Here is a 12,720-nt window from a genome sequence, read left to right as displayed (position 1 = left end):
GCAACAGCATGGCGCCCAAGAGCACGGCGGCTGCGCCCGCTGCCGCTGCCAAGTCGGCGGGACCGCAGCCGCCGGCCAACGCCGCGCCGGGCGGTGGTCCGGGCATGGTATGGGTCAACGACAGCAGCAAGGTCTATCACTGCCAGGGCGACAAGTGGTACGGCAAGACGAAGTCGGGCGCGTATATGAGCGAGGCCGATGCCAAGGCCAAGGGTTATCACGGGGATCACGGCAAGGCTTGTACGCAGTAATTCTGTGTCGCCTGAAAAGGCCCGCGCGTGCGGGCCTTTTTTTTGTGCCCGGCGTGAGCAGGGTTCAATCCAGTCGCTTGTGGAACAGGCGAATGGCCAGCGTGAGCATGACCGCGATGAACGCCACCAGGGCGACCGCGTCATGCCACAGATCACCCAGGTCAGCGCCACGCAGCATGATGCCGCGGATCAGGCGCATGAAATGGGTTAGCGGCAAGGCCTCGGAAATCCACTGGGCGGGCAGCGGCATGCCGGCATAAGGGAACATGAAACCCGAGAGCAGGATCGATGGCAGGAACACAAAAAACGTCATCTGCATCGCCTGGAACTGCGAGCGTGCACGCGTCGAGATCAGCAGACCTAGCGACAGATTGGCGAGAATCAGCAGGCCCGACGCCAGATAGACGTCCCACAGGCTGCCGCGGATCGGCACGCGAAACAGCCACACGCCCAGCAGTAACACCACGGTAGTTTGCACCAGGCCGATAGCGGCATACGGCAGCACCTTGCCGATCATCAGCTCCGTACGGCTGACCGGCGTGGTAATCAGCAACTCCATATTGCCGCGTTCGGTTTCGCGCACGATGGCGACGGCGGTGAACAGCACCATGGTCATGGTGAGGATGACGCCGATCAGTCCCGGCACGATGTTGACCGGCGAGCGGCGTTCCGGATTGTAGAAACTCACCACGCTGATCGGCGTTGGCGCCTGCGCGTGGAAATTGTCCGGCTGGTTGAGCGGGTACAGCGCCAGCTGTGCGGCAGCGGACTGCACGACGTTGTCGCTGCCGTCGACCATCACCTGGATGGCTTCGCGACCATCGAGCTTGCGACGCTCGAAATCCGGCGGCACGGCGATGCCCACGCTGATGCGGCCCTCGCGAAGCAGGTCGACCAGCTGTTGCGGCGACTGCGCGCTGGCCTTGAGCTCGATGACGCCGCTGGCCAGCATGTCTTGTACGGCAGCGCGCGAGCCAGCCGTCTGTGCCTGGTCGACGACTGCCGCCGGCAGGTTGCGCAGGTTGAGATTGATGGCGTAGCCAAACAGCAGCAATTGCAGGATCGGCATGCCCATGATCATGGCGAGCGTGACGCGATCGCGCCGCATCTGGCGCAACTCCTTCACCATGATGGCCCACAGTCGTCGCAGATTCACGCCGCTCGCTCCTGAGGTCGACCGAGCCTGCGCGTGGCGACCACGAAGACGTCTTCGAGATTGGGTGCCACGGTCTGGATGTCCATGGAGGCATCGACATCGCCAAGCGCATGGCGCAGGGTTTCCACGCTGACCTTGTCATCGCGCATCAGTACGCGCAGTTCGTTGCCGATCTGGGCCACGCTCAACACCTCGGGCCGGTCATCCAGCGCTGCCTTCGCCTGGCGAGGGGAGTGGGCGCGGATCACAAAGGTCCGGCCGAGCAACGTCTCGGTCAGTTCTTTGGGCGTGCCGTCGGCGACGAGGTTGCCGGTGTCGAGAATCGCCAGGCGATGGCAACGCTCGGCCTCGTCCATGTAGTGCGTGGATACCAGGATGGTGGTGCCGGCATCGGCGAGCTCGAACAGTTTTTCCCAGAAATCGCGTCGCGACTCGGGATCGACCGCGCTGGTGGGCTCGTCCAGGAACAGTAGTTCCGGCTTGTGCACGATCGCACCCGCCAGCGCCAGGCGCTGCTTTTGCCCGCCGCTCATGGTGCCGGCCAGTTGCTGCTGACGATCGTCCAGCCGATAGCGCTGCAACAGCTCGTCCACGCGTGCACGCGTCTCATGGCGCGACAAGCCCTGCACGGTGGCGAGAAATTCCAGGTTCTGGCGCACCGACAAGTCTTCGAACAGGGAGAACTTCTGCGTCATATAGCCAATGCGCCGCTTCAGCGCTTCGGCCTGTTCGGGGATGCGCAAGCCCAGTACGTCGATCTTGCCTTCGCTGGGTGTCAGCAGCCCGCACAGCATGCGTATCGTGGTGGATTTGCCCGAGCCGTTGGGCCCCAGAAATCCATAGACGCAGGCCCGCGGCACGTCCAGGTTGACGCTGTTCACGGCCACCAGCGCGCCGAAGCGCTTGGTCAGTCCCTGCGCGTGAATGGCGTTGTCAGTCATGGCTGGCTTTGCCGGGGAAGGCAACGGCAACGGGGAAGCCCTGGGGAAGATCGCGGGCATCGGTGCCCAGGGCAATCTCCGCCAGATAGCTCAGTCGCGTCGCGTCCTCGCCGCTCAAGGCGTAGTACGGCGTAAAGGTGGGCTCGCTGCGGATCATGCGCACCGTGCCATGGAATTGCTGCTTGCCGTCGTGCAGTTTGACGATCGCCTTGTCGCCGACCTTGATCGACGGACGCAGCGCCGACGGTACGTAGACGCGTGCATAGGGCGTGTCGCTGGCAAGCAGGATGACCAGCGGCGTGCCGGGCTGGGCCTGGTCGCCCAACTTGTAGGGCAGGCTGTCCACGCGTACATCGCGCGGCGCGGTCAGATCGAGCTTGTCCAGATCGACCGCTCGCGAAGCTGCGTTGGCGGTTGCCGAGGTCACGGCGGCGCGTGCCTGGGCGATGTCTTCCACGCGCGATCCGTTGACGAGCTGATCGAGCGCTGCACGATCGGCCGCCACGGCTGCGTCGGCATTGCCGGCCGAGGCTTTGGCGCGGTCAAGATCCGCCGCGGAGATGAATTGCTGTTTGCCCAGGGCGGACAGCCGTTGGTAATACGCATTGGCGTCACGGGACTGCGCCTGTGCGCCGGCAAGATTGGCACGCGCCTGGCGAATCTGCTCTTCACGCGGACCGCGCTGAAGTTCGAGCAAAGCCTGTTGCTGTTGTTGCAGGTCGGCGCGAGCGGAGTTGAGTGCGGCCTGCGTACGCGTGGTTTCCAGCTGCATGATGCGCGTGCCGGCGGGAACGTACTGGCCTTCGCGTACGTCGATTTTCACGATGTGCTCGGCGGCCGGCGCGGGTAGCGTGATGCGGTCGAATTCCACGGTGCCCAGCGTCTGCGGGGGCGACTCTTGGCAGCCGGCCAGCAGCAGCGAGGCGACCAGCGTGGCGACCAAACGATGATGGATGTTCATGGCGGGACTCCCATGCCATGTTCGAGCAGGGCAAGCGCGTGGCGGACCAGCACGTCCGTGCCCAGGTCGGCCTGGAACATCTGCCGCCAGATCGGGGCGCTGGCCGCCGGGAACAACGTCAGGCCGATCAGCGATACGACCATCAGGCGTGGATCAAGCGAGGCATGGATCTGTCCGCGCTGCTGCGCCTGTGCAAAACGGCGGGCCAGCATCTGTGGCAGCTCGGGCCCGATGCGCGAAAGCAGGAGCTCCCGCAGGGCGCCGCCTTCGCACAGGACTTCGCGGACCCATAGCGAGGGAAACCATGGGAAGGCGTCGACCAGTCCCAGCACGCCCTGCACGAATTGCCTGGCCATGGCGTGCACGTCATCGCCTGYAGTGCTCACCACTTCGCGCAGGCTCATGACGGCGGGCAGCAGGCGTTCCTCGAACACGGCGTTCTGCAGGGCCGGTTTGCTGCCGAAGTAGTAATTGAGCATGGCGGGGGTCACGCCGGCTTCCTTGGCGATGTTGCGCAAGGAGGTCGCTGCGATGCCGTCCCGTACGAAGCAGGCGAGGGCCGCCTCGATCAAGCTGGCGCGCAAGTCGGGGCTGTCCGTGGTGGGGCGGCCAGGGGTGCGGCGGGCGGCCGACTGCGGAGGGCGTGGTTTGGTCGTCATGGCTATTAATTAATCATAGCTTTAATTAATTTTCAAGTGGCTGGAAGGTATAGGTATTTACCAATAAGAAAGGCCGGCATGAGCCGGCCTTTCGGGGTGGATTGAACGGTCGGTCAGCCGTTGGGCACCACCGGCAGACTGATGGAGCTGGCGGTACCCGGGGAGTGCCATACGCGCTGCGTGGCCTTCCGGTAATCGGCCGGCTTCGCGTCGAAGATATTGGGCACGAAGGTCTGCGGATTGCGGTCGTACAACGGGAACAGGCTCGACTGCACCTGCACCATGATGCGGTGGCCGGGCTGGAACACGTGGTTGGTGGTGGGCAGGCCAAACGCGTAAAGCAGCGGTTGGTCGGGCGTCAGCGCTTGCGGATGTTCGAAGCTGGTGCGATAGCGGCCGCGGAAAATATCCAGCGACACGGCCAGCTCATAGCCGCCCATCTCGGGGTTGGACGGCACCGTATCCGGATAGACGTCGATCAGCTTCACCACCCAGTCGCTGTCGGTGCCGCTGGTGGAGGCATACAGATTCACCTGCGGCGCGCCACCGATATGCAGGGGCGCAGTGAGCGGTTCACTCACGTAGGTCAGCACGTCCGGACGTCCATCCACGAAACGCTGGTCGTTGACCAGCCAGCGCGTCCACGCATCGTGATCGGCGAAATGCACGGGGCGCGGCTGGTAAGGCACGGGCTTGGCCGGGTCGGAGGTGTACTCGTCGTATTTCACGGCGTCGGATGCGGGTGCGGTAAACGAGAGCGAGCCGTTGCTGCCCAGATACAGCGACTTCGGTTTGTTGCTGCAACCCTTGTCACAGCTGAGCGGCCACGACTTGTAGCGGTCCCAATGGTTTTCGCCGGTGTTGTAGATCAGCACCGGCGGCGTGTTTGCCTTCGGCGCGCCGGCGACCAGATATTGATCGAAGAAGGGCTTGAGCACATCGCGGCGGAACTGCAAAGCCGTGTCGCCATCCCACTGCAACGGGCCCAGCGAACGCCCGTCGTAGTTCACCTGGCTGTGCCGCCATGGTCCCATCACCAGGAAATTCTTGTCGTTGCCCTTGTCCTTGCCTTCGGTGGCGGCGTAGCTGTGGATCGCGCCCCACATGTCTTCCTGGTCCCACAATCCCTGCAGCCACATGGTGGGCACGGCCGCCGGCTGCCCGGCCATGATCTTGTCCAGCGCCTGGCCTTGCCAGAAGGCATCGTACGCGGGGTGTTCGTCGAGCTTGCGCCAGAACGGCAACTGCTCCAGGCCGTTTGCGCGGGCGTAATCGCCGGCGGAACCGGCGCTGAGGAAATTGCTGTAATCGTCGTAGCCCACGCGCGGGATGCCGCCTTTCTTGCCGTCCTTCTTGCTGGTCTGGCCGTAGATGTAGTCGAAGTTGGTCTGGCGGTAGGCGCCGTAGTGGAACCAGTCGTCGCCCATCCAGCCGTCGACCATCGGGCTTTCCGGCGCGGCCACCTTGAGCGCCGGATGCGGATGGATCAGCGCCATCACCACGGTGAAGCCTTCATAGGAGGAGCCGAGCATGCCGACGCGGCCGTTCGATTCGGGCAGGTTCTTCACCAGCCAGTCGATGGTGTCGTAGGCATCGGTGGAATGGTCCACGTCGCTGGCGTTGAGCGGCCCGCGCAACGGACGCGTCATCACATAGTCGCCTTCGGAGCCGTACTTGCCGCGCACATCCTGGAACACGCGGATGTAGCCGCTGTGCACGAACACCTCGTCACCTTGCGGCAGGGTGGCATCCATATGCGGGGAGGTGAAGCGCTCGGCGCGGCCGCTCGCGTCGTAGGGCGTGCGCGTCAACAGGATCGGCGCGTTGTGCGCGCTCTTTGGTATCACGATCACCGTATGCAGCTTCACGCCGTCGCGCATCGGTATCATCACCTCGCGCTTCACGTAGTCGTAGCCGGCGGTCTCGGCCGCGTAGGCCTTGGAGGTGATATCCGGCGTGAGCGGCGCCGTCTGCGCATGGACAATCGAGACGCCGGCAGCGGCGAGAGCAACGGCGAGCAGGGTACGGCGGATACGCATGAATCCTCCAGGCGAGCGGCTAGCGATAGCCGTTCGGGCGAGTGAGTGGATGGAGCCCCGGTACGACTGTAAGCGAGTGGCCCCCAAGCTCCCACCATGACTTCCTGCCTATACGATGCCCAGTGCGCAAGAATGGGAACGCTGCCGCCGAAGGCGCCGACCACACTGGGCCCACTCCCAGAGGAAGCCCAGTCATGAAAACCCATACGCGTCAGGACTATCTGCAACGCATCGATCGCGTGGTCGCCCTGCTCCAGTCGGCGGTGGCCCAGGGCGAAGCGCTGCCGGAGTTGGCGCAACTGGCGGCCGCTGCCCATCTTTCGCCGTTCCATTTTCATCGGATCTACCGTGCGCTCGCTGGCGAAACGATCGGCCAGACGGTTGCGCGCCTGCGCTGGCTGCGCGCCTTGCAGCTGTTGTCCGAGCCCGCCGAGCGTGTCACCGAGACGGCGCTGGCGGTGGGATACGAAACACCGCAGGCGTTTGCACGCGCGTTCCGGCAGGCCTTCGATGCCACGCCGAGCGAACTGCGCGGGCAGCAGGGACGACTGCACGAAGCGATGCAGCGCCTTCGTCGTCCCGCCAGGCAAGATGCGGCCGAGCAGGCCTTCGAGGTCGAAGTCGTCTCGGTCGAGCCTTTTCGCGTCGTGGCAACGCGCTATGAGGGCGCGCATCGCGAACTGGATCAGGCCTATGGACGTCTATTCGCCTGGGCCGCCGAGCGTGCGTTGTTGGAGCGCCTGACCGGCATCTACGGGATTGCCCACGATGGCGGCCCTGACGCGCGGCCCGACCACGGCGCCTTCGATTGTGCACTGGCCTTCGAGGGAAACGAGGTGCCAGGCGACTCGGAAACCAAGCCGCTGCAACTGGGCGGCGGCCTGTGGGCGCGCTGGCGCCACGTGGGCTCCTACGATGCACTGGGCGGGTTGACCGATCGCCTGATCGGCCACTGGTTGCCCGATAGCGGCTACGTTCTGCGCGATGAACATCCGTTCCGGCATTTCCTCGATGACCCCGAGGAAGTGCCGGAAGCCTCCTTGCGTGCGGACGTCTATTTGCCGGTCGCGCGCTGCTGAGCCGACGCGCGGATCATCCGGCCGTCTCGGCCCAGGGATCGTAGCTTCCGAACCACCACAGGTGACCTTCCAGGTCGCGGCAGCTATAACCGGCGCCGCCGTATTCCTTCTCGGCGTACTCGTCGATGATGATGGCGCCGGCGGCTTTGGCCTGTTCGTAGTGCGCCTTGCAATCCTTGACGATCACGCAAGGGCACTGCGTCTCGCGTCCATCGACCTGGTCAGGCTGCACCATGCGTCGACCGAACTCGTTGTCGTTGACCGAGCCGAGCATCAACATGCCGCTGCCGTAGGTGAGCTGCGCGTGGGCCACGCCGCCTTGGTCATCGTCGTAGACGGCTTGTTGGTGGAAGCCAAATGCCTTGCACAGCCAGTCGATGGCGGCGTGCGCATCGCGATAGCGCAGACAGGGAATGATGGTGCTGCCGGTAGCGTGTGGCGTGCTCATGGGCGTGCTCCGTGACAGGGATGGGCCGAGCGTACCCTGTTGTGCGGCCATGTCTTGTCGATTTTCCGAGTGCCGCTCAGGCGCTGCGGTCGCTCTCTACCGCGCGGGGCCAGCTACGGCGCACGCCTTCCAGTTTCTCGTCCAGCCGGGCGCGGTTGCGGCCAGCCAACTTGGCCCGGTACATGGCCAGATCCGAGCGCTCCACCAGGGTGTCGACCGTGTCTTCGTGCGTGCGCATGGCAATGCCGATGCTCACGCTGAGCACCAGGCCAGTCTGGTTCACCGGTATCTCCAGGCGATAGACGCGGCGGCATAGCCGCGTGGCCACCTGCATGGCCTGGTTCTGTTCGATGCCAAACAGCATGGCTACGAACTCTTCGCCGCCGTAGCGACCCAGCAGGTCGTGCGGGCGCAGTTCGTTGCGCAAGGCCTCGGCCACCGCGACCAGGGMGCGGTCGCCGGCCGCATGGCCCTGGCGGTCGTTGAGCATCTTGAAGTGATCGAGATCGAGGAAGAGCAGGGCGATCGGTTGCGTCCCGCAATTGCCCAGCACCTTTTGCACGCTCTCCGTCCAGGCGCGTCGGTTGAGCACATTGGTAAGCGCGTCGTTGTCGGCCAGCTCCTGCACCACATGGCGGTCGCGTCGCATCATCAGGGCGCGATCAGCGAGTCCCAGCGAAAGCACGATGGCTTCAAATGCTCCCGCGGCGAGGCAGGCATCGCCCAGCCAGGTGACATCCGGCAGCATGCCGGTCATTTGCGAGCTGTACAGCGCGGTGAGCGCGAGCAGAGGGGTCCAGCCGACCAGGAAGAACCAGGCTGGGCGAGAGCCCTGCACGGCGGCAACCACGGCGGCACTGAGCAGCAACAGCGTGCCGATCACCAGCAAGGGCGTCACCAGTACTTGGGCGGTCTGCTGCAGTACCGCGACCTGGCTGTTGTCGAGCAACACCAGCAGCGGCATGCCCACGGCCAGCGCCACGGTCGGCGTCTGCAGGATGGCTGCATAGCGTGGCAATTCGCAGAAGCGTGAGACGAACATGGCCGCAAAGGCGAGCGACAAGGCCATCGCCGACGAAGCGATCATCGGCGCCACACCGCCCAGCCAGGTCAGCTCCAGCGGATGGAACAGATAGCCCGTCTGCACGCCCTGGATCAGGGCGTAGCAGAGCACGTAACCGGCGTACCAGGCGAACGTGCTATCGCGCAGCATCAGTGCGAGGCAAAGCGCCATCAGCGACATGGCCACCATGACGGCGAAGCAGGCGCTGGCGAAGGCCAGCCATTGCGCATCGGTCAGCAGATATTCGTTCCACGGCTGCAGATGAAAACCGGCGACGGCATGGTTGACCGTACCCGGCTCGATCTTCATCAGGATGGGCGAAGAAGCCGGCGTGTCGGCGCTGATGCGGTAGGCCAGGCGGCCGTTGCCGTGGGCGGTGGCCATAAAGTCGTCGAGCGACATCCTCAGCGACGAGCCGTCGGCATTGAACAGCGTCACCGGCGCCAGCGGCGGGGGATAGACGGAAAGCACCCGCTCTTCGTTCACGAGTGGGGGTTGTGGCTGCAGCACCACCCAGGTGCCCAGCCCGCGACGGGAGAACCGCTGCAGCAGATTGGGATCGAAACCGGCCAACTCGCCCCGATGGTAGGCATCCAACACCGACTGCGGGGTATCGCCAGGCATGACTTCTCGCGCCGCACCGGTGAGGGCCGTGGCGGCATGCGCCGAGCAGGCGAACAACAGCAGGGCGAGGATGCCCAGCATCCGCCCGTAGCGACGCGTCGCGATGGTCGCGAGTGGCCCAACCATGTACCGGTCCCCCTTCTTCGCACCGCTCCGCTGTGGGAGTCGTACGCAGCTTTATGGCCGATCCGGTCAATCCTGTGAGCAGAAACCCGCGTTACCGGTGGCGCGGGCAGGGCATCATCCGTGCGTGTTGCCAAGGCCGCCATGGCTGGCGGCGCCTTGTTGGAACCAATAACGCCAAGACTCGATGGGCGGTATGGAAGGCTATAAGGCCATCATGCCACAAGGCCAGAGCAGCCGTGTGACGGAGGTTTATCACGAGGGGTTCACTGCCTGCAATGCCATGCTCTATGCCTTTCGGCGACTTCCAATTCCACTCTCTGGGAGCTAGGCAATGAGCAACGAGAAGATCCGTGTGGCCGTTCTGGTGGGCAGCCTGCGCAAGGATTCCTTCAACCGGAAGCTGGCCCGCGCCGTGGAGGCGCTGGCTCCGCCGGAGCTGAGCTTCGAACACATCCGCATCGACAACCTGCCGCTGTACAACCAGGATTTCGATACCGACTACCCTGCCGAAGGCAAACGCCTCAAGCAGGAGATAGGCGCCGCCGATGCACTGCTGTTCGTGACTGCGGAATACAATCGCTCGATCCCTGGTGTGCTCAAAAACGCCATCGACATCGCATCGCGTCCGTGGGGCACCAATTCATTCGCGGGCAAGCCGGCGGCCGTGATCGGCGTCTCCGTGGGCGCCCAGGGCGGCGCGATGGCGCAGCAGCATCTGCGCAACGTACTGGCCTATCTCGACGTGCCCACGCTCGCTCAGCCCGAGGTGTTCATCCACGCCAAGGACGGTCTTTTCGCCGAGGACGGCTCGATCGCCAGCGAGGGCACGCAGAAATTCCTGCAGGGCTTCATGGATCGCTATGTTGCCTGGGTCAAACGCCACCGCCAGGATGGCGTCCGAGCCCGGTGAGCCGGAACGTGTTGCGCTGCCTCTGCCAGAACAGGGGCGGCGCAACCGGTCCGGGCGCATCACATATCGGCACTGACACCTGAGCCGCAAATCTTTTCCAGCAGCTGCGTCTGCACATTGCGCACCGTCTGGCTCGCACCTGGCCGACTGCGCGCATAGCGGCCATCGGCATGCAGCAGCCAGGTACTGGAGTTGTCGGATAGATAAAGTTCCAGCTCCTTCTTCAGGCGGCTCTGCAGCTTCTTTCCTTCCACCGGAAAACCGGTTTCCACGCGGCGATCCAGGTTGCGTTCCATCAGATCGGCGCTGGCCAGGTAGAACTTCTCTTCGCCGCCATTGAGGAACCAGTACACGCGGCTGTGCTCCAGAAAGCGGCCCACGATGGAACGCACGCGGATATTGTGCGAGATGCCCGGCACACCCGGACGCAGGCAGCACATGCCGCGCACGATCAGGTCGATCTTCACACCGGCGATGCTGGCCTTGTAGAGCGCGCGAATCATCTTGGCATCGGTGACCGCATTGACCTTGATGATGATCTGCGCCGGCTTGCCGGCCGCCGCATGCGCGGTCTCGCGCGCGATCAGTTCCAGCAGCGTCTTCTTCAGCGTGAACGGTGCGTGCAACAGCTTTTTCATCTGCAGCAGCTTGCCCATGCCGGTGAGCTGGCTGAACAGCTTGTGCACGTCTTCGCACAGCGCCTGGTCGGAGGTGAGCAGGCTGTAGTCGGTGTAAAGGCGCGCGTTGCCGGTGTGATAGTTGCCGGTACCCAGGTGCGCATAACGCACCAGTTCCTCGCCTTCGCGACGCTGGATCAGCATCAGCTTGGCATGCGTCTTCACGCCGACCACGCCGTAGATCACCATGGCGCCGGCCTGTTGCAGGCGCGAGGCCAGGGTGAGATTGGACTCCTCGTCAAAGCGCGCGCGCAGCTCGATGACGACGGTCACTTCCTTGCCCGAACGCGCCGCATCCACCAGCGCGTCGACGATTTCGGAATTCGCACCGCTGCGATACAGCGTCTGCTTGATCGCCAACACGGTCGGGTCCTTCGCCGCCTGGTGCAGCAGATCGACCACCGGCGCAAACGACTCGTACGGATGCAGCAGCAACACATCCTGGCGGCCAATCACCTGGAACAGGTCCTCGGCCTTTTTCAAAGCCTTGGGAATGGACGGCGTGAACGGCGGGTACTGCAGTTCCGGGCGCAGCGTCTTGGTGATCAATCCGAACAGGCGCGCCAGGTTCACCGGGCCGTTCACCTCGTACATCTCGGCGGCGGTCAGGCCGAACTGGCGCAGCAGGTAGTCGGTCAGCTCGGTGGGGCAGTTGTCCGCCACTTCGAGTCGCACGGCATCGCCAAAGCGGCGCGAATACAGCTCGCCGCGCAACGCGCGGGCAAGGTCTTCGACGTCTTCCGGGTCGAGGGTGAGGTCGGCATTGCGGGTCAGGCGGAACTGGTAACAACCGCGAACCGACATGCCCGGGAACAGTTCCTCGGTATGCGCATGAATGATCGAGGACAGCAGCACGAAGTTCTCGCCGCCCTCGCATACCTCGTCGGGCAGGCGAATCAGTCGCGGCAGTACGCGCGGCGCCGGCACGATGGCCAGGCCCGAATCGCGGCCGAACGCATCGGTGCCTTCCAGCTGCACGATGAAGTTGAGGCTCTTGTTCACCAGCAACGGAAACGGGTGGGTCGGATCGAGTCCGATCGGCGTCACCAGCGGGGCGACTTCGTGGCGGAAGTAACGACGCACCCACAGTTTCTGTTTGTGCGACCACTCGTTGCGGCGAACGATGCGGATACCGTTGCGCGCCAGCTCCGGCAGGATGTTGTCGTTGAGGATCGCGTACTGCCGTTCGATCTGCTTGTGCGTGATCTCGCTGATCTCGGCCAACGCCTTGCGTGGCGCCACGCCGTCGGATCCGACGATTTCGTGATCGAAGGCGATCTGGCTCTTCAGGCCCGCCACGCGGATCTCGAAGAACTCGTCCAGGTTGCTGGAGAAGATCAACAGGAACTTCAGCCGCTCGAGGATCGGCTTGCTTTCGTCCAGCGCCTGCTCCAGCACGCGGATGTTGAATTGCAGTTGCGACAGTTCGCGATTGATATACAGGGTGGGATCGTTCAAGTCCGGCGCAGCGCTCGCGGCAGGCGCCTGGACGGGTGCGGCGGGCACCTGTTCGGTGATGGCGGCGTCGCGCTCTGCGCTGGTTCGGACGACATCGGTACTCATCGGTTCACCGTTCGATGGGCGGGCGCGAGACTGGCTGCGCTATCCGCGAATGGAAAGCATGGTAAGCCGTCAATTGCGACCGGGCCATGGCAGGAAAGCGCAGACGTGTGCGCTGTCATAAGACCGACATATTGCCCATCGCATCTGACGAACCTGTGACAGTGCATAGTCGGATGTTATGGAGCCGTGATTGCCGCCGATGATCATTTGTGGGAGCGCACCC

At 64.1% G+C, this 12,720-nt stretch carries 10 protein-coding genes and 1 pseudogene; 3 read left to right on the top strand and 8 right to left on the bottom strand.

Features of this window, described 5'->3' with window-relative positions:
• Positions 1 to 251: pseudogene (locus AC1DMG_RS14470) on the top strand (DUF3761 domain-containing protein); the annotation flags it as partial.
• 64 nt (positions 252 to 315) lie between these two features.
• On the opposite strand, the gene AC1DMG_RS14465 reads toward AC1DMG_RS14470, so the two are convergent.
• The 5 genes from AC1DMG_RS14465 to AC1DMG_RS14445 all read right to left on the bottom strand — a co-directional run bounded on the left by AC1DMG_RS14465 (position 316) and on the right by AC1DMG_RS14445 (position 6,007).
• Positions 316 to 1,407, bottom strand: coding sequence for an ABC transporter permease (locus AC1DMG_RS14465; protein WP_477177379.1), 1,092 nt, complete (start codon positions 1,405 to 1,407; stop codon positions 316 to 318).
• On the bottom strand, positions 1,404 to 2,333 hold the full coding sequence (locus AC1DMG_RS14460; protein ID WP_477178640.1) for an ABC transporter ATP-binding protein: 930 nt from the start codon (positions 2,331 to 2,333) through the stop codon (positions 1,404 to 1,406). The genes AC1DMG_RS14465 and AC1DMG_RS14460 overlap by 4 nt, the downstream gene beginning before the upstream one ends.
• Before the next feature lie 7 nt (positions 2,334 to 2,340).
• A complete protein-coding gene (locus tag AC1DMG_RS14455; RefSeq protein ID WP_477177380.1) occupies positions 2,341 to 3,309 on the bottom strand; it encodes an HlyD family secretion protein in 969 nt (322 codons plus the stop codon).
• The gene (locus AC1DMG_RS14450; protein WP_477180680.1) at positions 3,306 to 3,968 is read right to left on the bottom strand and encodes a TetR/AcrR family transcriptional regulator; all 663 of its coding nucleotides are present in this window, start codon (positions 3,966 to 3,968) and stop codon (positions 3,306 to 3,308) included. Before AC1DMG_RS14450 ends, AC1DMG_RS14455 begins: the two co-directional genes overlap by 4 nt.
• Before the next feature lie 113 nt (positions 3,969 to 4,081).
• Positions 4,082 to 6,007: a CocE/NonD family hydrolase gene (locus tag AC1DMG_RS14445; RefSeq protein WP_477177381.1), complete on the bottom strand. Its 1,926-nt coding sequence runs from the start codon at positions 6,005 to 6,007 to the stop codon at positions 4,082 to 4,084.
• Between the two features lie 194 nt (positions 6,008 to 6,201).
• Here AC1DMG_RS14445 and AC1DMG_RS14440 point away from each other — a divergent pair, with 194 nt between their 5' ends.
• Complete coding sequence (locus tag AC1DMG_RS14440) at positions 6,202 to 7,086, top strand: AraC family transcriptional regulator (protein WP_441603696.1); 885 nt, start codon at positions 6,202 to 6,204, stop codon at positions 7,084 to 7,086.
• A 13-nt stretch (positions 7,087 to 7,099) separates the two neighbouring features.
• On the opposite strand, the gene AC1DMG_RS14435 is transcribed toward AC1DMG_RS14440, so the two are convergent.
• On the bottom strand, positions 7,100 to 7,534 hold the full coding sequence (locus tag AC1DMG_RS14435; protein ID WP_441603697.1) for a VOC family protein: 435 nt from the start codon (positions 7,532 to 7,534) through the stop codon (positions 7,100 to 7,102).
• Positions 7,535 to 7,610: 76 nt separating this feature from the next.
• Positions 7,611 to 9,347: a GGDEF domain-containing protein gene (locus tag AC1DMG_RS14430; RefSeq protein WP_477180679.1), complete on the bottom strand. Its 1,737-nt coding sequence runs from the start codon at positions 9,345 to 9,347 to the stop codon at positions 7,611 to 7,613.
• Between the two features lie 331 nt (positions 9,348 to 9,678).
• On the opposite strand from AC1DMG_RS14430, the gene AC1DMG_RS14425 reads away from it, so the two are divergent.
• Entirely contained in the window at positions 9,679 to 10,257 is a 579-nt protein-coding gene (locus AC1DMG_RS14425) for an NADPH-dependent FMN reductase (protein ID WP_477177383.1), read from the top strand.
• A gap of 59 nt (positions 10,258 to 10,316) precedes the next feature.
• Here the strand turns inward: AC1DMG_RS14425 and ppk1 are convergent, their stop codons facing one another.
• Positions 10,317 to 12,497 (bottom strand): polyphosphate kinase 1, encoded by a 2,181-nt coding sequence (ppk1, locus tag AC1DMG_RS14420; RefSeq protein WP_441603700.1) that lies wholly within the window; start codon positions 12,495 to 12,497, stop codon positions 10,317 to 10,319.
• Between the last annotated feature and the right edge of the window lie 223 nt (positions 12,498 to 12,720).

It is taken from the genome of Dyella sp. 01N36, assembly GCF_056399745.1.
Note: the sequence above shows the minus strand (reverse complement) of the source record. Positions and strands in the feature narration are given on the sequence as shown.